This is a genomic window from Massilia aerilata, from assembly GCF_042656905.1.
Lineage (GTDB): Bacteria > Pseudomonadota > Gammaproteobacteria > Burkholderiales > Burkholderiaceae_D > Telluria > Telluria aerilata.
Map to the genome: position 1 here is coordinate 260,748 of NZ_JBHSMZ010000016.1, position 19,770 is coordinate 280,517.

The 19,770-nt window shown below is 65.5% G+C and carries 19 protein-coding genes; 6 read left to right on the forward strand and 13 right to left on the reverse strand.

Annotated elements, in window-relative coordinates; all coding sequences use genetic code 11:
• Positions 1-40: 40 nt before the first annotated feature.
• From ACFPO9_RS20580 to ACFPO9_RS20595, 4 genes are all read right to left on the reverse strand, one after another.
• Complete coding sequence (locus ACFPO9_RS20580; protein WP_379774244.1) at positions 41-454, reverse strand: VOC family protein; 414 nt, start codon at positions 452-454, stop codon at positions 41-43.
• Positions 455-482: 28 nt separating this feature from the next.
• Positions 483-881 carry a VOC family protein gene (locus ACFPO9_RS20585; RefSeq protein WP_230020496.1) on the reverse strand — a complete coding sequence of 133 codons (399 nt, stop codon included), beginning with the start codon at positions 879-881 and terminating at the stop codon, positions 483-485.
• Between the two features lie 95 nt (positions 882-976).
• Positions 977-1,594: a glutathione S-transferase family protein gene (locus ACFPO9_RS20590; protein ID WP_379774247.1), complete on the reverse strand. Its 618-nt coding sequence runs from the start codon at positions 1,592-1,594 to the stop codon at positions 977-979.
• Between the two features lie 60 nt (positions 1,595-1,654).
• The gene (locus ACFPO9_RS20595) at positions 1,655-2,347 is read right to left on the reverse strand and encodes a helix-turn-helix transcriptional regulator (RefSeq protein WP_379774250.1); all 693 of its coding nucleotides are present in this window, start codon (positions 2,345-2,347) and stop codon (positions 1,655-1,657) included.
• Between the two features lie 249 nt (positions 2,348-2,596).
• Here ACFPO9_RS20595 and ACFPO9_RS20600 point away from each other — a divergent pair, with 249 nt between their 5' ends.
• The 4 genes from ACFPO9_RS20600 to ACFPO9_RS20615 are packed head-to-tail and all read left to right on the forward strand — an operon-like array spanning position 2,597 to position 4,974.
• Complete coding sequence (locus ACFPO9_RS20600; RefSeq protein WP_379774253.1) at positions 2,597-2,851, forward strand: hypothetical protein; 255 nt, start codon at positions 2,597-2,599, stop codon at positions 2,849-2,851.
• Between the two features lie 12 nt (positions 2,852-2,863).
• On the forward strand, positions 2,864-3,754 hold the full coding sequence (locus ACFPO9_RS20605; RefSeq protein ID WP_379774256.1) for a sensor histidine kinase: 891 nt from the start codon (positions 2,864-2,866) through the stop codon (positions 3,752-3,754).
• Positions 3,754-4,539: a LytR/AlgR family response regulator transcription factor gene (locus ACFPO9_RS20610; RefSeq protein WP_379775044.1), complete on the forward strand. Its 786-nt coding sequence runs from the start codon at positions 3,754-3,756 to the stop codon at positions 4,537-4,539. The genes ACFPO9_RS20605 and ACFPO9_RS20610 overlap by 1 nt, the downstream gene beginning before the upstream one ends.
• Positions 4,540-4,551: 12 nt before the next feature.
• Entirely contained in the window at positions 4,552-4,974 is a 423-nt protein-coding gene (locus ACFPO9_RS20615) for a VOC family protein (protein WP_379774259.1), read from the forward strand.
• Here ACFPO9_RS20615 and ACFPO9_RS20620 read toward each other — a convergent pair.
• Both ACFPO9_RS20620 and ACFPO9_RS20625 read right to left on the reverse strand, forming a co-directional pair.
• On the reverse strand, positions 4,971-5,756 hold the full coding sequence (locus tag ACFPO9_RS20620) for a DUF2076 domain-containing protein (RefSeq protein WP_379774261.1): 786 nt from the start codon (positions 5,754-5,756) through the stop codon (positions 4,971-4,973). The two genes, ACFPO9_RS20615 and ACFPO9_RS20620, sit on opposite strands and share 4 nt — an antisense overlap.
• Positions 5,757-5,816: 60 nt before the next feature.
• Complete coding sequence (locus ACFPO9_RS20625; protein ID WP_379774264.1) at positions 5,817-7,721, reverse strand: ABC transporter ATP-binding protein/permease; 1,905 nt, start codon at positions 7,719-7,721, stop codon at positions 5,817-5,819.
• A gap of 327 nt (positions 7,722-8,048) precedes the next feature.
• On the opposite strand from ACFPO9_RS20625, the gene ACFPO9_RS20630 reads away from it, so the two are divergent.
• Positions 8,049-9,215 (forward strand): choice-of-anchor E domain-containing protein, encoded by a 1,167-nt coding sequence (locus ACFPO9_RS20630; protein ID WP_379774266.1) that lies wholly within the window; start codon positions 8,049-8,051, stop codon positions 9,213-9,215.
• Here ACFPO9_RS20630 and ACFPO9_RS20635 read toward each other — a convergent pair.
• The 7 genes from ACFPO9_RS20635 to xapA all read right to left on the reverse strand — a co-directional run bounded on the left by ACFPO9_RS20635 (position 9,206) and on the right by xapA (position 18,323).
• Positions 9,206-10,789 carry a L,D-transpeptidase family protein gene (locus tag ACFPO9_RS20635; RefSeq protein ID WP_379774268.1) on the reverse strand — a complete coding sequence of 528 codons (1,584 nt, stop codon included), beginning with the start codon at positions 10,787-10,789 and terminating at the stop codon, positions 9,206-9,208. The genes ACFPO9_RS20630 and ACFPO9_RS20635 overlap by 10 nt on opposite strands.
• A 51-nt stretch (positions 10,790-10,840) precedes the next feature.
• Complete coding sequence (locus tag ACFPO9_RS20640; protein ID WP_379774271.1) at positions 10,841-11,245, reverse strand: cytidine deaminase; 405 nt, start codon at positions 11,243-11,245, stop codon at positions 10,841-10,843.
• Positions 11,246-11,351: 106 nt separating this feature from the next.
• Positions 11,352-12,674, reverse strand: coding sequence for a thymidine phosphorylase (deoA, locus tag ACFPO9_RS20645; protein WP_379774274.1), 1,323 nt, complete (start codon positions 12,672-12,674; stop codon positions 11,352-11,354).
• Between the two features lie 119 nt (positions 12,675-12,793).
• A complete protein-coding gene (locus ACFPO9_RS20650) occupies positions 12,794-15,172 on the reverse strand; it encodes an aldehyde dehydrogenase family protein (protein WP_379774276.1) in 2,379 nt (792 codons plus the stop codon).
• A gap of 16 nt (positions 15,173-15,188) precedes the next feature.
• Positions 15,189-16,145 carry a deoxyribose-phosphate aldolase gene (deoC, locus tag ACFPO9_RS20655; protein ID WP_379774278.1) on the reverse strand — a complete coding sequence of 319 codons (957 nt, stop codon included), beginning with the start codon at positions 16,143-16,145 and terminating at the stop codon, positions 15,189-15,191.
• On the reverse strand, positions 16,142-17,335 hold the full coding sequence (locus tag ACFPO9_RS20660; protein WP_379774280.1) for a phosphopentomutase: 1,194 nt from the start codon (positions 17,333-17,335) through the stop codon (positions 16,142-16,144). The genes deoC and ACFPO9_RS20660 overlap by 4 nt, the downstream gene beginning before the upstream one ends.
• Positions 17,336-17,486: 151 nt before the next feature.
• Entirely contained in the window at positions 17,487-18,323 is an 837-nt protein-coding gene (xapA, locus tag ACFPO9_RS20665) for a xanthosine phosphorylase (protein WP_379774282.1), read from the reverse strand.
• Between the two features lie 332 nt (positions 18,324-18,655).
• Between xapA and ACFPO9_RS20670 the strand changes: the two genes are divergently transcribed.
• The gene (locus ACFPO9_RS20670) at positions 18,656-19,768 is read left to right on the forward strand and encodes a carbohydrate kinase (protein WP_379774285.1); all 1,113 of its coding nucleotides are present in this window, start codon (positions 18,656-18,658) and stop codon (positions 19,766-19,768) included.
• The last annotated feature ends 2 nt before the right edge of the window (positions 19,769-19,770 follow it).

Genomic DNA, 19,770 nt, shown 5'->3' on the forward strand with positions numbered 1-19,770 from the left:
TCACCTGTTGGCGGTAGGTCGAACGGCTCTGTGACGCGCTCTAAGCCTGGGGGGGCTGGCTGGCCGCGTTCATCCAGACCAGATTCCACAAATGGCCGTCCAGGTCTTCGAAGCCCTGGGTGACCATGAAGCCGTGGTCCTCCAGCGGATGCGGGGTGCGGCCGCCGGCGGCCACGGCTTTTTCCACCAGGCTGGCCACTTCGTCGCGGCTGTCGCACACCAGGCAGACGATGACTTCGTTGGCTTCCTTCGCCTGCACCACCGGCTTGTCGATCAGGGACCGGAAGAAGTCCTCGGTCATCAGCATGGCGCTGATGCGGCCTTCCTCGATGATCACGTTGGCCGCGTGTTCGCCGGACATCTGCGGATTGAAACCGAAGCCCAGGCTGGCGAAGAAGGCCTTCGATTTTTGCAGGTCCTTGACCGGCAGGTTGAAAATGACTTGCTTGCTCATGAGGTCTCCTTTTTAAGCGTTTGAAAAATCAGGCTTGCGGCGCCATCCACACCAGTTCCCAGATGTGGCCGTCCAGGTCCTCGAAGGCGTGGGCGTACATGAAGCCGTGATCCTGCGACGGGCGCGGCGTGCGGCCGCCGGCGGCGACGGCCTTGGCCACCAGACCGTCGACCTCCTCGCGGCTCTCGCAGCTCAGGCAGACCAGCACCTCGGTCGCTTCCTTCGCCTGCACGATGGGCTTGTCGATGAAGGTCTTGAAGAAGGGCTCCGTTAACAGCATGGCATAAATGCTGCCCTCGGCGATCACCATGCAGGCCCCGCTGTCGTTGGTAAACTGCGGGTTGAAGCTGTAGCCGAGGGCGTTGAAGAAGGCCTTGGACTTGTCCAGGTCCTTGACCGGCAGGTTGACGAAGATTTGCTTGTTCATGACATCCCCATTGTTGAAAGCTGAGTGTAAAACCGCTGCTACATCCTGACGACGAGCGATGATGGGGGAAATCGACAAGCTTGTGAAAATATTTTTTACCAGACCGATTCTGTATTGGCCCACGCCGGCAGCGCCTGCACGCGCTCGAACCAGGCCAGCAGGTGCGGATAGTCGTCCAGCGGCAGGCGCGCCCGCTCGCGGACCATCAGCGAGGCCGCCACCGCATAGTCGGCCAGGGTCACGCCGTCCCACGCCAGCCAGCGGCGGCGCGCCAGGTGCTTGTCCAGCACCGCGGCCGCACGCGCCAGGTCGGCGGCGCCGCGGGCCAGCTCGTCGACGTCGGCATCCTGGCCCGTCACCATCTTCTTCCACACGTTTTCCCAGGCGATCGTGCCGATCGCCGGCGCGAAGTGCTGGCAGGCCCAGAACATCCAGCGGTTGACGTCGGCGCGTCCCAGCGGATCGGTCGGATACACCGTCTGGCCCGCCTTGCTGTCGGCCAGGTACTGCATGATCGCGCAGGATTCCCACAGCACGAAGCCGTCGTCGATCAGCACCGGGATCTTGTTGTTGTCGTTGATTTCCATGAGGCGCCGGCGGTCGGCCTCGCTCATCAGGTTGCACTCGACCAGGTCCAGCCGGATGCCGAGGTGGTCGGCGGCCATCAGGACGCGGCGGGCGTTGGACGAGTACGGGTGATAGTAGAGCTGCATTGCCATTCTCCTTCAGGTTGAGAGTCTGGCAATGTTAGGCAAAAGCCATGACAGATTCTGTCAGGAGTGGTCGGGGATATCGTGCAGCGTCCGCCACTGCTTCAGCAGCGCATGGCGCGGCGTGGGATAGCGCTCGACGCCCAGTTCGGCGGCGACGATGCGGTCGATGCGGAAGTGGCGGATCGCATCGCGCAGCTCGCACCAGGCGGCCATCACGCGGCGCTCCTGGAAGAAGGCCAGCGCAAACGGCCACACCACCCGTTCCGAGGCCGCGTCCTTTTCGTCGCGGTAGGCGATGCGCAGCTTGCACTGGCGCCGGATCGCTTCGCGCGCCGGCTGCACGAAGGGCTCCGGCGCCGACGGCTGCGGCCCGGCCGGTACCCACAGGCTCATCTCCGCCATGTGGTCGCGCAGGTCGCGCGGGGTCGCGGTGGCAATCTTGGCCAGCGCCTTGTCGGCCGCCGCGCTCAGGGCCGCATCGCCCTGGTGGCGCACCCAGCGCGCGCCCAGCACCAGCGCCTCCAGCTCGTCGGCGTCGAACATCAAGGGCGGCAGGAAGAAGCCGGTGCGCAGCATGTAGCCGACGCCGGCCGAGCCGTCGACCGGCGCGCCCAGCTGGGCCAGGGCCTGGATGTCGCGATAGATGGTGCGCTCGGAAACGCCGAGTTTTTCGGCCAGCTGGGCGGCAGTGACCGGGCGGCGGTTGCCGCGCAGGGCGTCCATTAGTTGGAAGAGGCGGCCGGTGCGGCTCATGGGGCGTCCACCGCGGCGTACAGCTTGCGGTTCATCCACTGGTTGTACGAAGCCAGGTGGAAAAAGTAGGCGCTGGTGTGCATGGTGTGAAAGAATATTGGCGGTTTGCAATATTACAATAGCAGTCCATTTATCTGTCTGCATGACCGGTCATCCCATCTTTCCTGCATTTCGTCGGACACCGGTAGAACCTAGCAGAATGCGCCATTAAAGTAACTCCATCGAACATCCTCACAGGAGTCCCACCTCATGAAAAGCGCAAACTTCAAAACCTTCTGCGACAGCATGGAAGACGTCGCCCAGGACATCGTGCGCGCCTGCCGCAAGGGCGTGCGCAGCATCGCCGCGATGCCGCTGCCGGCCATGATCGCCTGCTGCATCCTGCTGGCTTTCGTAATCAGCATCCTGCCGCTGGCCCTGTTCCTGTTCATCCTCTTCATGGCCGTGAAGGTGGTGGCCGGCGCCTTCGTCATCGACCGCCGCCGTACCGTTCGCGAGCAATAAGGAGTCCGTATCATGCGTGCCAGCCAGATCAATTCCGGGCTCGACTTCCTGCGCGACGCCTTCCGCGAAGCCAGCGTGCTGTGGTGGCGCTTCTTCGACTGGCTGGCGGTGGTCGAGTGGCGCCAGCTGGCCCTGACCTGGTTCCTCGCGCTGATGGTCTGCGTGCCGCTGAACGTGCCCGAACCGGCGGTCTGGTATGTGATCGTCTCCTTCGGCGTCAAGGTGCTGGCCGGCGGCAAGCGCAAGGCCGAGCTGGTGGCCAAGGAAGCGACCATGCAGGCGAATGTCGCCACCCTGGAGCGGCGCCTGATGGAAGCGCAGATGGCGGCCCTGCAGGCCCAGGTCGAGCCGCACTTCCTGTTCAACACCCTGGCCCTGATCGGCCAGCTGATCGAGACCGATCCCCCTGAAGCGGCGCGCGTGCACGCCCACCTGATCGAGTACCTGCGCTCGACCCTGCCGCAGATGCGCGCCCGCGACGGCGGCACCCTGGGCAAGCAGGTCGAACTGTCGAAGGCCTACCTTTCCATCATGCAGGCGCGGATGAAGGAGCGCCTCAACGTGCGCTTCGAGGTGCCGGACTTCCTCGGCAGCGCGCCTTTCCCGCCGATGATGCTGCAGACCCTGATCGAGAACTCGATCAAGCACGGCCTGGAGCCGAAGATCGCCGGCGGCACCGTCACCGTGCGCGCCTACGTCGACGGCTTCACCCTCCACATCGAAGTCTGCGACGACGGCATCGGCATCGACCCGCACGCCGACGACGGCATCGGCCTGGCGAACATCCGCGAACGCCTGCAGCTGCTGTATGGCGCGAGCGCCGAGCTGGTGATCCACACGCCGCCCGCCGGCGGCGCGTGCGCCCTGATCAAACTGCCCTACAAGATGATGGAGACCGCATGATGAACGATGGCGCACTCACCGCCATGATCGCCGACGACGAAGCGCCGATGCGCGACCTGCTGCGCGCCCGCCTGGCCGCAGTCTGGCCGGAACTGCGCATCGTCGCCGAGGCCGCGAACGGTGTCGAAGCCGTGGCGCTGGGCGAACAGCACAAGCCGGACATCGCCTTCCTCGACATCCGCATGCCGGGCCTGAACGGCATCGAGGCGGCGCGCCGGCTGTACCAGCGCTCGCACATCGTGTTCGCCACCGCCTACGACCAGTACGCGCTGGACGCCTTCGAACAGGGCGCGCTCGACTACCTCTTGAAACCGGTGAGCGCGGAGCGCCTGGCCACGACCTGCGCGCGCCTGCGCAGCCGGATACAGGCCCACTCACCGGTGCAGCCGGACATCGGCCAGCAGCTGGCGAAGCTGACCTCGCTGCTGGAACACAAGGGCGCCGAAAAGCCAACGGCCGGCTACCTGCGCTGGATCCAGGCCCAGGTCGGCGCCAGCCTGCGCATGGTGAGCACGCGCGAGGTCCTGTTCTTCCAGTCCGACGAAAAGTACACGCGGGTGCAGACGGCCAGCGCCGAATTCCTGATCCGCAAAACGCTGAAGGAGCTGGCCGAGGAGCTCGACCCGGACGAGTTCTGGCGCATCCACCGTTCGACCCTGGTGCGCGTGGACGCCATCGGCGAAGTCGCGCGCGACCTGCGCGGACGCCATATGCTCAGGCTGCGCGGCCATCCCTTCGAGCTCGAAGTGAGCCGCAATCACACCTATCTGTTCCAGCAAATGTGAGAGGAAACCACCATGCCATCCGCAGCCATTCCCTGCATGCGTTACCGCGACGCCCCCGCCGCCATCGACTGGCTGTGCGAGGCCTTCGGCTTCCAGTGCCAGATGGTGGTGCCGGGCAGCGGCGACGCCATCGCCCATGCCCAACTGGTCCTGAACGGCGGCATGATCATGCTGGGCTCGGCCGGCAAGGACAACGAATACGGCAAGCTGCTGGTGCAGCCGGACCAGATCGAGGGCCGCCAGACCCAGACCGTCTACCTGCACGTGGACGACGCGGACCGGGTCTGCGAGCGCGCGCGCAATGCCGGCGCCCTGATCCTGCAAGAGCCGGCCGATACCGCATACGGCAGCCGCGAGTTCATGTGCCGCGACCCCGAAGGCCACATCTGGAACGTGGGGACCTACGATCCCTGGAAGCCGGAGACGGATAGTTAGCCGAACAGGCCTTCGTCGGAACCATCGCCGTCGAAGAAGCCGCCGGTGCTGTCCAGCGTCCCGCTATCGTCCAGGCCGCTGTCGAACAGGCCTTCCGAGGCGACCTCGCCCGAGCCGCTGTCCAGCAGATGGTTGCCGGAGCCGCCGCCGATGTCGCCCAGGCCGGCCTGGTCGGCCAGCGGGCTGCCCGACTGGTCGCTGAACAGGTTGTTGCCCGGGTCGTCGCCATTCAGCAGGCGGTTGCCGCCGCCCTGGTCATGGTGGTGGAACATGTTGTCCAGGCCATGGAACAGGAAATTACCCGCGGCCACGCCGGCCGCCGTCGCCGCGATCGAGCCCAGCAGGCCGCCGCCACCGCCCAGGAAGCCGCCGGAACGGGCGCCGAACATGCCCCCCATCATCGACGGCTGCTGGTATTGCGGCTGGTATTGTTGTGGCGGGTAGTCGCGCGGATCGCGCTGGTATTCGCGCCGCTCCTGCTGCATCTGCGCGCTCGCAGGATGCGATGAACCGCTGTTGCCCCAGGCATTCGCATCCAGGAAGCGCCTGTCGCCCTGCTGGGCGGACTGCAGCTGGTTTTGCAGCTGCGCAATCTGGTCCCTGGCATTGTTCAGCGCCTGCTCCTGCAGCAGCGAGCGCTGCACCAGCAGGTAGGCGGCGTCCGGCTGCTGGGCGACCGCGCGCTGGATCAGCGCATCGGCCTCCGGGTCCTTCTGGAGTCCGCGCGCCTGGATCAGCTGGCTCAGGAAATCGTGCAACATCTGTGAATCTTTCGGGCTCATGACTTTGCCTCCTTAATATGATTCCGGATAGGCCTTCATGTTGAGGGCGTGATCAGGATTTCAAGTCGCCGCAGCCACTTTACGCGCTTGCCGCGCCGGCTGCGGATTCGGAATCGGGTTCGGGTTCGGGTTCGGGTTCGGGTTCGGGTTCGGATTGCCGGCGCCGGCGCGCGCCTCGGCGGCCGGCGCATCGAATGCGAACGCGTCCGCCTCGTGCACTTTCCAGGCGCCCTCCCCCGTCAGGTGCAGCACATGGGTATGGTGGCGCAGGACGGCGGGCCGGTGCGCGATGCTGATCAGGGTCGTGCCGCTGTCGCGCAGGCGGGCGTACAAGGACGCTTCGTTGGCGCTGTCCAGCGCGCTGGTCGCTTCGTCCAGGATGACGATGCCCGGCGCATGCACCAGCACGCGGCCGAAGGCCAGGCGCTGCTGCTCGCCCACCGACAGCAGCTTTTCCCAGTCCTCCACGGCATCCAGGCCGCCCACGCGCTCGGCCAGGCGCGGCAGGTGGACCTGCTCCAGGATCTCCAGCAACTGATCGTCGCTCAGGCCGGTGTCTGCGCTGGGATAGATCAGCTGGCTGCGCAGCGTACCCGCCTGCAGATAAGGCTGCTGGGGCAGGAAGAAGCAATCTTCGATGGGCGGATGGTGGATCGCGCCGCTGCCCGTATGCCACAGGCCCGCGATCGCCCGCAGCAGCGAACTCTTGCCGCAGCCGCTGTCGCCGGTGATCAGGAGCGCGTCGCCCGGCTTCAGTACCAGGTTCAGCTCCTTGATCAGGACGCGCTCGGATTGCGGCGGATGCAGGGTCAGGGCTTCCAGCGTCAGGTGCCGGGCCGGATGGCGCTCGATGCGCGGATGCTTGCCTTCGTCGGGGTACTCCTCGGCCACGCCGGGCAGCACCAGCTCGGACAAGGCCTGCAGGCGGCCGATGCCGGCCACGAAACGGCTCAGGCTCTCGAAGTTGTCGACGATGACGCCCACCGCGCCCAGCACCGCGGTGAAGGCGCCCGCGGCCTGGATCGCCCGCCCCACTTCCAGCTCGCCCGACAGCACGCCGTCGGCCAGGATCACGCCGGGCAGCACCAGGGTCAGCTGGCTGAAGGTGCGCTGGAAAAGGTTGAGATTGCGCTGCTTCCGGATCAGGCGCGCAAAATTCTTGATGACCTTGTCCAGCTTGCTGTCGATGTGGACCCGCTCCTGCGCTTCGCCGCGGTAGAAGGCGATCGATTCGGCGTTCTCGCGCACGCGCATCAGGCTGAAACGGAAGTCCGCCTCGCGTCGCAACTGCCAGAAATTCAGGTGGATCAGCGGGGTGCCGAAGACCCACAGGGCGATCGCGGTGCCGACCGTCGCATACACGGCCAGCACGCCGACCAGCAGGTGCGAGATCGACCACAGCACCGCGCTGAAGGCCACCAGCTGCATGATCGACCCCAGGAAGATCAGCAGGAAGTTGATCGACCTGCCCGTGAACGTGTTGATGTCCTCGCTGATGCGCTGGTCGGGGTTGTCGATGCCGCTGTCGGCCCCGATTTCATAGTACTTGCGGCCTTTCAGGTAGCCGTCGAGGAAGCGGCCGGTCAGCCAGCGCCGCCACTGGTTCGCGAACAGGTCGCGCATGTAGTAATAGAAGGCGTAGACCGGCACCGCGAAGGCCAGCACGAACAGGCACATCCGCACCGACTTCCAGAAGCGCGGACCCTCCTTCGCCGCCAGCGCCGAGGTCATCTCGCCGGACTGGTCGTTCAGCATCACGGCCAGCTTGGTCTCGACCAGCATCAGCACGATCAGGAGCAGCAGCAGGACCCAGGCTTTCTTCTTTTGCTCCCCCAACCAGTACGGTTTCGCCACGCTGAGGAATTGCTTCCATGCATCGACCGACAAGGGGGCGGCGCGGCGCCGCCTGGGAGCCGGACCTTCATCGGTCTCGGCTTCAGTGGATGCGGAAAATGGATTTCTCATGGTGGTGCCGCCGTCTCTGCATGGTTTATGTCCCAAGCATACGAGGTGGCACGAGCCCGTTCAGTGCGGAAACGGACATAGCAGGAATACTCAGAAGATCGCTTGCCAAATGTCAAATTGACGCTTCAACATGACACGCGAGCATTATGAAACATTGATACAAATTAATGTCGATTTTCCTTACACAATATTTACGTAACACATTTAACATACGTAAATATCATTTAAATCAATTACTTAGCTTGCAGGCACAATAGTTGCTTCATGAGGTCTAGCTCTTCAGTATGCCTACTTCTCAGAATAAAAGAGATATAAGAAAGGTCCAAAATGTCACTCAAACCGCTCAGCGCAGTCGTTTCAAGCTATATCGCACTCCTGGCCGTCTCGGCCAGTGCACATGCCGGCGTCGTCACCGCAAGCCAGGATTTTACTGTGGCCGTATCCGCGCCTGCTTTGAGCGGCACTGGAAAAACGAGCCAGAAAACCTCGGTGACGACGAGCTTCAACCAGTTCGATGCCAGCAAAGGTGTGCTGACCGGCGTGAACATCGGCACGAAGACCGCAGCGACCAGCGTGCAGAACACCAGCGTCGATTTCAGCTACAACAGGAATACGCCTAACGGCACCACCACCGGCGCCGTGCAGAGCACGATCGGCTTCGACGCCGCAGGCGCAAGCGATAGCGCAGCGTCGACGCCAAGCAAGACCACGGTGAATTGCACACGCACGGTGGCGGCGCCCAACACGGCGGCAAAGTGCGGCAGCGGCCCCGTACTGAACACCAACAACACCGTTGCAGCGGCATCGGGCAAGGCTGCCGGCACCATGCCCGACGAGCTCTCCAAAGCGGTCGATAACGCCTATCTGAACGATTATGTCGGCGCCGGCATGGTCGACGTCACCGAGTCGCTCGAAGTCAACGCCAGCAATTCAGGCGCCATCGGCGGCGCCACGGTGACGACCAAAGCGAACGCCACCTGGAACGGCGCGACGACGCTGAGCTATACCTATCTGGAGCATGCAAGCGCTGGCTTCGACGGTATCGCCGGCGATACGCTGGATCTGGATTTCGGTTCGTACAATTTGGGGGACAAGGTCGGCAGCCTGAATTTCTCGCTGGCTAACCTGCTTGGCAACCGCGTCGCACTGAGCCTGATCAAAATCAGCCAGACCGGCGACACCGCGAATCAGTTCCTGACCAACCTGGACATGTTCGACGATTTGATCGCCGGCGGAAGCACCCTGTTCCAGGCTGATTTCTCGGCAAGCGCGGTCGGCATGCACTATGCCAGCTACGTTCTGACTTTCGGCGACTATGCACCGGACGCGGCGTCGAGTTCGCTGTATGCGGGATCGACCCTGAACCTGAATCTGTATGGCGCAGTCCTGGCGCCGGCGAATCAAAACGTCGATGTGCCGGAGCCGGCCTCGATCATGTTGCTGGGCCTGGGCGCGGCTGCCTTCGGCCTGAGCCGCAAGCGCCGTCAGCGCTGAACGCGCGCGCGTAATTCCTGCTCGAGCGTCGCGTCGCGGCCATAGATATCCGCGACGAAGATCGGCCTGCCCTCATTGTCGACGATGGCGGTGGCGTAGATCAGCGCGACCGGCACCGCATTGACCAGGGCGACATGGCGGGTCGGTCCCGGCTGCAGCGCCTCCTGGATGGCGTCGGCGCTCCACTTGCCCTGCCCGCCCAGCACGAACTGGGCCAGCGCGGCCGGATGTTCGACGCGGATGCAGCCATGCGACAGGTCGCGCCGGCTGCGTTCGAACAGTTCGCGCGCCGGCGTCGAATGCAGGTAGATGTCCATCGGGTTCGGCATCGCAAACTTGATCGCGCCCAGCGAATTCTTCGGCCCCGGGCGCTGGCGCACGCGGGCCTTCCCTGCTTTCAGATCGGCCACGCTGGCGTTTGGCGGCACCGTCTCCATGTCGTGCTGCGTCAAATAGGCGGGGTTGCGCTCGAGCCTGGGCAGGATCTCCCTGTCGAGAATGCTGCGCGGGACGTTCCAGTACGGGTTGAATTCCAGGTAGCGCATCTGGCCGACGAACAGCGGCGTCTCGGTCTTCACCGCGGCGCCGACCACCACCCGCATCTCGAGCGGCGGCTCGGCGCTGCCGTTCTGGAAGGCCCACAGGCGGTACATCGGCAAATCGACGACGATCAGCGGGCCGCGGCCGAAATCCGGCAGCCAGCGCAGGCGTTCGAGGCTCAGTTCGAGCTGGCGCACACGGCGCGCGGGCGACACGTTGAGCGCGGCGATGGTGCCGCGGCCCAGCACGCCGTCGTCAAGCAGCCCATGGCGGGCCTGGAAGCGCCGCACGCCCTCTTCCAGCTGCTCGCTGTAGATGCCCTCCGCCGGCGGCGGCGTATCGGGCGGCAGGTCGCCCAGCAACACCAGGCGCTCGAACAGCGCCTGCGCGGCCGGGTAGGCGCCGCCGGACGCCAGCTTGCCACTCGGCGCCGGCAGCGCCGGATACGGCTTTTTCGAGAGCGCGCGGTATTGCGCCAACGCCGCCTTGACCTGCCCGTACTGGCGGATCTGCGGCTCGGCCGCCTTCACCGCGGCCTGCAGGCGGCCAGCCGCGAGGCCGCCACGCAGGCGCTCGACCGGATCGTACTGCTTCAGGCGCGGATCGGGAAGGCGGGTGTGGTATTCGGAACGCACGCGGCCGACGCGCAGGTCGGCCAGGTAGTGCAGCATCGCCGATGTGAGCGCGACGTCGAACTTGGCGGCATCGGCGCCGCCTGCGCCGAGCTGCTTCTGCAGCGCGTCGGCGCCGTAGTCGCGTGGATCGAGACCCTGCAGCGCGGCCTGGCGCAGCACCCACAGGGCCGCGGCGGCGGTCGAGGGATTCCAGGCAAGCGTGTATTTGCGCGGCGCGTAGAAGCGCTCGAGCCAAGCGCGTTCGTCGTAGGGACCTATGGGCGTTGCCGGGCTTCGCGACGCCTGGAGAGCCAGGTCATGGATGACGGCGGGGACGGGTTGTGCGAAGGTCCTACTGGGTGCAAGCGCCGCAGCTGCGCAAAACGCGAGCGCGGCGCCGATTTTCTGGCTGAATTTCATCGGTACTTCCGGACATCGGCAACCGGTCGTTGCCGACGTCCATGATACCAGTTACTGGTTCAGGTCCCAGCCACCGAAGGCGTTCGGGAGCTGGCCGGCGGCGGTGGTCTCCATCAGGTCGCCCTTCAGGTTGGTCAGCACCACCGGCAGCTCGTTACCGCCCAGCTCCAGGGTCACCTGGCGGCAGGCGCCGCAGGGGGCGATCGGGCCGTCGGTGTCGCCGATCACGGCCAGGGCCGTGAAATCGCCCGGCTTGTAACCGCTGGCGATGGCCGAGAAGAAGGCGGTGCGCTCGGCGCAGTTGCACAGGCCGTAGGACGCGTTTTCCACGTTACAGCCGCGGAAGATACGGCCGTCCTTGCATTCCAGCGCGGCGCCGACCTTGAACTTCGAGTACGGGGTGTAGGCCAGTTCGCGGGCGGCGCGGGCTTCTTCGATCAGTTTTTGGTAGTTCATGTGGACTCCATGACGTCGTTCCCGCGGAGGCGGGAACCCAAGTTCTGCGTGAGCGATCGAAACGCATCTAACTTGGGTCCCCGCCTTCGCGGGGACGACGGTGTTTTTACGGACGAATCGTCTTGTAGATCATCGGCTGCGCAGCCGGCTGTTCTTGCGCGATGCGGTAGGCCGCCTGCACCTGGCGCACCGCCTGCTCCGCGGCTTCCTGGGTGCGCGCATGCACCAGCGCGATCGGCTGGCCGGCGTCCACCTTGTGACCCAGTTCGATCAGGCCGGTCAGGCCGACCGCGAAGTCGATCGGGTCCTGCGGACGGATACGGCCGCCGCCCAGGCCCACCACCGCCAGGCCCAGGCCACGGCAGTCGGTCGACCAGGCGTAACCCGATTCCAGCGCCGGCACCGGCACCACGATCGGGGCCTTGGCCAGGTGCGCATCCGGCTTGTCCATCAGGTCGGCCGGGCCGCCCAGGGCCGTCACCATGCGCGCGAAGCGTTCCGCGGCTTCGCCCGAATCCAGCGCGTGCTGCAGCTTGGCGTGGGCTTCTTCGTGATTGGCAGCGAGGCCCGAGATCACCAGCATCTCGGCGCACAGCGCCATCGTCACTTCGTGCAGGCGCGCCGGGCGCGATTTGCCGGTCAGGTAGTCGATCGCGACGCGCACTTCGACCGCGTTGCCGGCCGCCGGGCACAGCGACTCGTTCATGCCGGTCAGGATCGCCGAGGTTTTCGTGCCGGCGCCGTTGCCGACCTTGACGATGGACTCGGCCAGCTCCACCGATTTCTCGTAGCTCGGCATGAAGGCGCCGCTGCCCGCCTTGACGTCCATGACCAGCGCGTCCAGGCCCGCCGCCAGCTTCTTCGACAGGATCGAGCCGGTGATCATCGCCACCGATTCCACGGTGGCCGTGGTGTCGCGGATGCTGTAGAAGCGCTTGTCGGCCGGCGCCAGCTGGGCGGTCTGGCCGATGATGGCGACGCCGACTTCCTTCACCACCTTCTTGAAGAGTTCCGGATCGGGCACGGTCGAGTAGCCCGGGATCGAATCGAACTTGTCCAGGGTGCCGCCGGTGTGGCCCAGGCCGCGGCCCGAGATCATCGGCACATAACCGCCGCAGGCCGCGATCATCGGGCCCAGCATCAGCGAGACGACGTCGCCGACGCCGCCGGTCGAGTGCTTGTCGACCACCGGACCCGGCAGGTTCAGCGATTTCCACTCCATGACCTGGCCGGAATCGCGCATCGCCAGGGTGAAGGCGACGCGTTCGTCCATGTTCATGTCGTTGAAGTAGACCGCCATCGCGAGCGCCGCGATCTGGCCTTCGGTGACCTCACCGTTGGGGATGCCGCGCACGAAGAACTGGATTTCTTCCTTGCTCAGGATGCCGCCGTCGCGCTTTTTGCGGATGATTTCTTGGGGGAGGAACATGAGATGCTTCCTTATGTGTGAAAGCGTCGTTCCCGCGGAGGCGGGAACCCAAGTTCAGCTAGCGTAACGCGAACGAACCTGGGTTCCCGCCTGCGCGGGAACGACGGGGTAACTCAGTATTAAACGCCGTACGGAATCCAGACGTTTTTGACTTGCGTAGCATGCTGCAGCACCGTCTTGCCGCAAGCCTGCTTCGCATCGAACCAGTCGCGGCCTTTGGCGCCGCCGGTCCAGGTGCGCTTCAGCGACTCGGCCGACAGACGCTCGACTTCCGCGCAGCCTTCCGCCGAACCATCGTGGCGCCACACGGCATCGACGTCGAAGTGCGAGGCCAGCGTGCGCGCCAGCTCGTCGGCGGAACCGGTGACGATGTTCAGCGCGCCGCCCGGCAGGTCCGAGGTGTCCAGCACCTGGTACAGGTCCAGCGCCGACAGCGGATGCGCTTCCGACGGCACGGCGATCACACGGTTGCCCAGCGCGAGGGCCGGGGCGACCAGCGAGATAAAGCCCAGCAGCGGGTTCTCGTTCGGGCAGACGATGCCGATCACGCCGACCGGTTCGTTCAGCGCCACGGTGATGCCGTGCATCGGCGGCTGGTGCGCCAGGCCGTCGTGCTTGTCGGCCCAGGCGGCCCAGTAGAACAGGCGCTCGACCGAAGCCTGCACTTCCTGCATCGCGTTTTTCGCGCCGGTCTGGGCGGCGATGCGGGCCGCGAATTCGTCGGCGCGCACGGCCAGGTTCTCGGCGATGTAGTACAGGACCTGCGCGCGGTTGTGCGCGGTGGCCTTGGACCAGCCGGCCGCCTTGTGGGCGGCTTCGACGGCGTTGCGGATGTCCTTGCGGTTGCCTTCGCCGATGTCGGCCAGGAAGGCGCCGTTGGCGCCGTTGATGGCGCGGCTGTAGGCGCCGTCCGGGCGGGCCTGCTTGCCGCCGATGTACAGCTTGGCGGTGCGGTCGACGGCGAACGGGACGCCCTCTTCCACCGGTTTCACTTTGCCCTTTTCAGGCGCGAGCGGCGCGGCCGGGCGGCGGTCTTCCGCCAGCGGGGTCAGGTATTCGTACATGCCCTCCTTGCCGCCTTCGCGGCCGAAGCCCGATTCCTTGTAGCCGCCGAAGCCGCAGGCTGCGTCGAACTGGTTGGCGGTGTTGATCCACACCACGCCGGCCTTGATGGCGGGCGCGACGTCCAGCGCCAGGCTGATCGACTCGGTCCACACGCAGGCGGCCAGGCCGTAGACGGTGTTGTTGGCCAGCTGGACCGCTTCAGCCGGGGTGCGGAAGCTCATCGCCACCAGCACCGGGCCGAAGATTTCGGTCTGGGCCACGGCGGCCGACGTCGAGGCGCCGGTGATCAGGGTCGGCAGGAACCACGAACCGCCGACCGGCATCTCGCAGCTCGGCTGCCAGATTTCGCAGCCTTCGGCGCGGGCCGATTCGACCAGGCCGTTGATGCGCTGCTGCTGCACCGGATCGACCAGGGCGCCGATGTCGTTCGACTTGTCCAGCGGCGAGCCGACGCGCAGGTTCTGCATGCGCGCCTTGACCTTGGCGATGAAGCGCGGGTACACCGATTCCTGCACCATCAGGCGCGAGCCGGCGCAGCAGACCTGGCCCTGGTTGAACCAGATCGAGTCCACCAGGCCTTCGACGGCGGCGTCCAGGTCGGCATCTTCGAAGACGATGAAGGGCGACTTGCCGCCCAGTTCCAGCGACAGCTTCTTGCCGGTGCCGGCGGTCGCCTTGCGGATGATGCGGCCCACTTCGGTCGAGCCGGTGAAGGCCAGCTTGTCGATGCCAGGATGGTTGACGATGGCTTCGCCCACGCGGCCGTCGCCGGTGACGATGTTGACCACGCCGGCCGGCACGCCGGCCTGCACGCAGATTTCAGCAAATAACAGAGCCGTCAGCGAGGTGAACTCGGCCGGCTTGAAGACGATGGTGTTACCGGCTGCGAGCGCGGGTGCGATTTTCCACGCCAGCATCAGCAGCGGGAAGTTCCACGGCACGATCTGGCCGACCACGCCGACGGCGCGGTAGTCGGCGAATTCTTCCGACTGCAGCTGGGCCCAGCCGGCGTGATGGTAGAAGTGGCGCGCGGCCAGCGGCAGGTCGGCGTCGCGGGTTTCGCGGATGGTCTTGCCGTTGTCCAGGGTCTCGAGCACGGCGAACAGGCGCGAGTGCTTCTGCAGCAGGCGTGCCAGCGCGTACAGCACCTTGGCGCGGCCGTGGCCGCCCATGGCGACCCAGCCCGGCTGGGCGCGGCGTGCGGCCGCGACCGCGCGTTCGACGTCGTCGGCGCTGGCCTGGCTGACTTGCGCCAGTTCGCTGCCGTCGGCCGGGTTGAAGGAGCCGAAGGTCTCAGCGGCCTCGGTCCAGGCGTTGTCGATGAACAGGCCGAAACGGCGGCCGTGCTGGTCCAGCCACGCTTGCGCTTCCTTGGTGCTTTCGGGTGCGGGACCGTAATCCATAGTCTGAAGAATCTCTTTAATAGTAGGCATGACGAATCCGTAATTCTTAAGGTTGCGCGTGGCGGTGGGCGGCCGAGTAGAAGCCCGTGACATGGTGCTCGAGCTGGCGCTCGATGTCGGTCAGGAGGCTGGAGGCGCCGATGCGGAACAGGTGCGGTTCCAGCCATTCGTTACCCAGCTCTTCCTTCATCACGGTCAGGTATTGCAGCGCCGATTTCGCGGTGCTGACGCCGCCGGCCGGCTTGTAGCCGACCTTGAAGCCGGTCTGCTCGTAGTATTCGCGGATCGCGCGCACCATCACCAGCGACACCGGAATCGTCGCGTTGACGCCTTCCTTGCCGGTCGAGGTCTTGATGAAATCGGCGCCCGCCATCATGCAGACCCACGAAGCCTTGGCCACGTTTTCCAGGGTGACCAGGTCGCCGGTCGCCAGGATCGCCTTCACGTGCGCTTCGCCGCAGGCCTGGCGGTAGGCCAGCATTTCGTTGTACAGCGCCTGCCAGTTACCGGTCAGGACGTGCTGGCGGGTGATCACGATGTCGATCTCGGTCGCGCCCGCGGCCACCGACAGCTCGATCTCGCGCAGCTTGGTTTCCATGCTCGACAGGCCGGCCGGGAAAGCGGTCGATACCGCGGCGATCGGCAGGCGGCCCTGCAGCACCTGCACGGCCGGGGTGATCATCTCGTGGTACACGCAGACGGCGCCGGTGGTCAGGTTGTCCAGGCCGAGGGCCTGCATCAGGTCGGTGCGCAGCGGGCGCATCGCCTTCATGCACAGGCGCTCGACGCGGCCCGGGGTGTCGTCGCCGCCGAGGGTGGTCAGGTCGATGCACTGGATGGCTTTCACCAGCCAGGCGGCCTGGTAGTCCTTCTTGACCGTGCGGCGGTTCGCCAGGCTGGCGGCGCGGCGGTCGGCGGCGTTGCGGTTGACCTTGAGGTGGTTGATCCAGCCCAGGTCGAGGCCGATGGCCGTGTTGCGTTTAAAGTCGAGGTTCGGGCTCATAAAAGGGCAGTTCCGTTCGAAAGAGGTTTGACGCCGAGGTGTTTGGCGAGCGTTGCGCCGATATCGGAGAAGGTGTCGGCCACAGGCAGTTCCTGTGCGGGCGCGGCCGGGCCGAAGAACAGCATCGGGATGTGTTCGCGGGTGTGGTCCGAGCCGGGCCAGGTCGGGTCGCAGCCGTGGTCGGCGGTGATCACGACCAGGTCGCCGGGCTGAAGCCTGGCCGTGAATTCCGGCAGGCGCGCGTCCAGTTCGTGCAGCGCGTTCGCATAGCCGGACACGTCGCGGCGGTGGCCGAAGTGCATGTCGAAGTCGACGAAGTTCACGAAGGTCAGCGATTTATCGGTAGCGGTATCGGCCACTTCCAGCAGGCGGTCGAACAGGGCCATGTTGTCGGCGCCCTTGATCAGTTGCGTGACGCCCTGGCCGGCGAAGATGTCGCTGATCTTGCCGAGGGCGATGACTTCGCCGCCGGCATCCTTGACGTGGTCCAGCAGGGTCGGCGCGACCGGCGGCACGGCGTAGTCGTGACGGTTGCTGGTGCGCTTGTAGCTGCCCTTGCTGCCGACGAAGGGACGCGCGATCACGCGGCCGATGTTGTAGGGCTTGACCAGCTCATACGCGGCTTCGCAGACTTCGTACAGGCGCTCGAGGCCGAAGGATTCTTCATGCGCGGCGATCTGCAGCACCGAGTCGGCCGAGGTGTACAGGATCGGCTTGCCGGTCGCGACATGCTCGTCGCCCAGCTGGTCGATGATGGTGGTGCCGGAAGCGTGGCAGTTGCCCAGCCAACCCGGGACGCCGGTCAGCTCTTGCAGCTTGTCGGTCAGCTCTTTCGGGAAGCTCGGCACGGTTTTCGGGAAGTAGCCCCAGTCGAACAGCACCGGCACGCCGGCGATTTCCCAGTGGCCGCTCTGCGTGTCCTTGCCGGTCGACTGCTCGCGGGCGACGCCCCAGGCGCCGGTAAAACCTTCGCGTTTGTCGAAACCGGCCGGCCATGCGCCGCTGGCTTTATGGGCGGCGGCGCCGAGGCCGATGGCTTCCAGGGCCGGCAGCGACATCGGCTTGCCTTCCTTTGCCGCCCATTCGGCGATGTGGCCGAGGGTATTGGCGCCGGTATCGCCGTACTTGTCGGCGTCGGGCAGCGCGCCGAGGCCGAAGGAGTCAAGCAGGAGGATGAATGCGCGTGACATATATTAGTTATCTCCAAAACCGTCGTTCCCGCCTCCCCACCTCGTCGTCCCCGCGAAGGCGGGGACCCAAGTTTTGTTTGCATTTCGACTGCTCTTGCAAACTTGGGTTCCCGCCTTCGCGGGAACGACGTGCGGTCGCGGGGATGACGTATCAAGCGTTAGCGGTTGCGCCCAGGCGTTCGATGAAAGCATGCATCAAGGCCACCAGGTCCTTGGCCGCAACGGCAGCATACTTCAGGGTCTGCTCGTGCGACAGCGGGAACGGCGTCAGGCCTTCGGCCAGGTTGGTGATGGCCGAGACGCCGGCGACTTTCAAGCCGCAGTGGCGGGCGGCGATGACTTCCGGGACCACCGACATGCCGACCACGTCGGCGCCCATGGTGCGGAAGGCGCGGATCTCGGCGGCCGTCTCGAAGTGCGGGCCCGGGGTCGACAGGTAGACGCCTTCATGCAGGGTGATGCCCTTCTCCGCCGCCACGGCCTTCACCATGTCGCGGGTCCCGGCATCATAGGCATTGGCCATGCTGAAGAAGCGCGGGCCGAAGCGGTCGTCGTTCGGGCCGGCCATCGGGCTGCCCGGCAGCAGGTTGATGTGGTCGGCCAGCACCACGATGCTGCCGGCATCGACTTCAGGACGCAGCGAACCTGCCGCGTTGGTCACGAACAGCAGTTCGCAGCCGATCAGCTTCAGGGTACGGACAGCGGACGTCATCACGCTGGCGCCATAGCCTTCGTAGAAGTGGCCGCGGCCCTTCATGCAGGCGACCGGCACGCCGGCCAGGGTGCCCAGCACCAGTTCGCCGGCATGGCCGTGCACGGTGCTGATCGGGAAGCCAGGCAGGTCGGCGTAGCTGATCGCGACGGCATCCGTCATCTGCTCGGCCAGCACGCCGAGACCGGAGCCGAGGATGAGCGCCACGCGCGGCGTGAATCCGGGCTTGCGGGCGCGGATGACGTCGGCGGCTTCGAATGGGGTGTTGCTGAGCATGGATGGCTTCCTTGTGATGTCGCTGGATTGGGCTTATGGAATACGGTTGCTGGTGAGCCGGGGAGGCTTTTTACTGCAGGTGTTGCACTTAAAGCGGGAGCCCGGTGCACCAAATAAATCGAACTATGCATTATCGTGGATTGGTATGGCAAATACCAAATTTCTGCTCGATTTATATGAACAAGGTATAAATAAGCTATCCTACATATCGACTTGCGCATACATGGTATTGCCCGGCGCAAATAGCGACAGAAGCATTGCCCATTGACGCTCGACAAACAATTGTTTAAAATCGAAAACAATTGTTTGCATCCGTTTTAAGGCCCATTACCGTGACCGAGCACTCAAAAAAACAACAGCTGTTCGAACTGATCCGCGCGAATCCCTTCATTTCGCAGCAGGAGCTGGCCGATAGCCTGGGCCTGTCGCGCTCGGCCGTCGCCGGCCATATCGCCGGCCTGATCCGCGAGCGCAAGCTGCTCGGGCGTGCCTACGTGCTGCCGGACCGCCGCCCGGTCACCTGCATCGGCGCGGCCAACCTGGATCGCAAGCTGCGTTCGCTGGCCGGCATCGCCCTGCACACCTCCAATCCCGCCAGCCAGAGCGAATCCTTCGGCGGCGTCGCCCGCAACATCGCCGAGAACCTCGCGCGCCTCGGCATGCCGGTTGCGTTATTGACGGCGACCGGCAAGGACAGCTCGGGCGCCGCCCTGCTCGCGCATGCGCAGGCCCTCGGCATCGATACCGGCGGCACCCTGCAGATCGAGGGCGCGGCCAGCGGCACCTACACGGCGGTGCTGGACCAGGATGGCGAAATGGTGGTGGCGCTGGCCGACATGGCCTTGTACGAGCGCCTCGACCCGGCCTTCGTCGAATCCTGCCAGACCCGGATCGCGACCAGCGCGCTGGTGGTGGCCGACCTGAACCTGCCGCTGGACAGCGTGGACGCCGTCATCGGCCAGGCCCGCCGCGCGGAAGTGCCGCTGGTGCTGGTGGCGGTGTCGGAGCCGAAGATGGCGCGCCTGCCAAGAAATTTATCGGGCGTGCGCCTGCTGATCCTGAACCGCGGCGAGCTCGCGGCGCGGGTCGGGCGCGAACTGGCCGGCGAAACGGATTTCGACGCCGCGGTGGCCGAAGTGCGGGCCCAGGGCGCGCGCGACCTGATCGTCACGCGCGGCGCCGAGGGCGTGATGTACACGCGCGGCGGCGCGGGTGAAGATCAAATTGTGCGTTTGTATGCGCACGGCGCCGAGGTGGTCGACGTCACCGGCGCCGGCGACGCCTTCGCGGCCGCCGTCTGCTGGTCGCTGATCCACGATGGCGACGACCTCGAACTGGCCTGCCGCCGCGGCCTGAAGCTGTCCGCGCTCACCCTCGGCGTGGCCGAGACGGTGCACCCGCGGCTCGGACCCGACACTCTCATGAACACGAACCACCAGGATTGAAC

Bases quoted from the DNA above. Each gene is read 5' to 3' on its own strand.
- ACFPO9_RS20580 (WP_379774244.1), bottom strand. From the start codon at position 454: ATGAGCAAGCAAGTCATTTTCAACCTGCCGGTCAAGGACCTGCAAAAA.
- ACFPO9_RS20585 (WP_230020496.1), bottom strand. From the start codon at position 881: ATGAACAAGCAAATCTTCGTCAACCTGCCGGTCAAGGACCTGGACAAG.
- ACFPO9_RS20590 (WP_379774247.1), bottom strand. From the start codon at position 1,594: ATGCAGCTCTACTATCACCCGTACTCGTCCAACGCCCGCCGCGTCCTG.
- ACFPO9_RS20595 (WP_379774250.1), bottom strand. From the start codon at position 2,347: ATGAGCCGCACCGGCCGCCTCTTCCAACTAATGGACGCCCTGCGCGGC.
- ACFPO9_RS20600 (WP_379774253.1), top strand. From the start codon at position 2,597: ATGAAAAGCGCAAACTTCAAAACCTTCTGCGACAGCATGGAAGACGTC.
- ACFPO9_RS20605 (WP_379774256.1), top strand. From the start codon at position 2,864: ATGCGTGCCAGCCAGATCAATTCCGGGCTCGACTTCCTGCGCGACGCC.
- ACFPO9_RS20610 (WP_379775044.1), top strand. From the start codon at position 3,754: ATGAACGATGGCGCACTCACCGCCATGATCGCCGACGACGAAGCGCCG.
- ACFPO9_RS20615 (WP_379774259.1), top strand. From the start codon at position 4,552: ATGCCATCCGCAGCCATTCCCTGCATGCGTTACCGCGACGCCCCCGCC.
- ACFPO9_RS20620 (WP_379774261.1), bottom strand. From the start codon at position 5,756: ATGAGCCCGAAAGATTCACAGATGTTGCACGATTTCCTGAGCCAGCTG.
- ACFPO9_RS20625 (WP_379774264.1), bottom strand. From the start codon at position 7,721: ATGAGAAATCCATTTTCCGCATCCACTGAAGCCGAGACCGATGAAGGT.
- ACFPO9_RS20630 (WP_379774266.1), top strand. From the start codon at position 8,049: ATGTCACTCAAACCGCTCAGCGCAGTCGTTTCAAGCTATATCGCACTC.
- ACFPO9_RS20635 (WP_379774268.1), bottom strand. From the start codon at position 10,789: ATGAAATTCAGCCAGAAAATCGGCGCCGCGCTCGCGTTTTGCGCAGCT.
- ACFPO9_RS20640 (WP_379774271.1), bottom strand. From the start codon at position 11,245: ATGAACTACCAAAAACTGATCGAAGAAGCCCGCGCCGCCCGCGAACTG.
- deoA (WP_379774274.1), bottom strand. From the start codon at position 12,674: ATGTTCCTCCCCCAAGAAATCATCCGCAAAAAGCGCGACGGCGGCATC.
- ACFPO9_RS20650 (WP_379774276.1), bottom strand. From the start codon at position 15,172: ATGCCTACTATTAAAGAGATTCTTCAGACTATGGATTACGGTCCCGCA.
- deoC (WP_379774278.1), bottom strand. From the start codon at position 16,145: ATGAGCCCGAACCTCGACTTTAAACGCAACACGGCCATCGGCCTCGAC.
- ACFPO9_RS20660 (WP_379774280.1), bottom strand. From the start codon at position 17,335: ATGTCACGCGCATTCATCCTCCTGCTTGACTCCTTCGGCCTCGGCGCG.
- xapA (WP_379774282.1), bottom strand. From the start codon at position 18,323: ATGCTCAGCAACACCCCATTCGAAGCCGCCGACGTCATCCGCGCCCGC.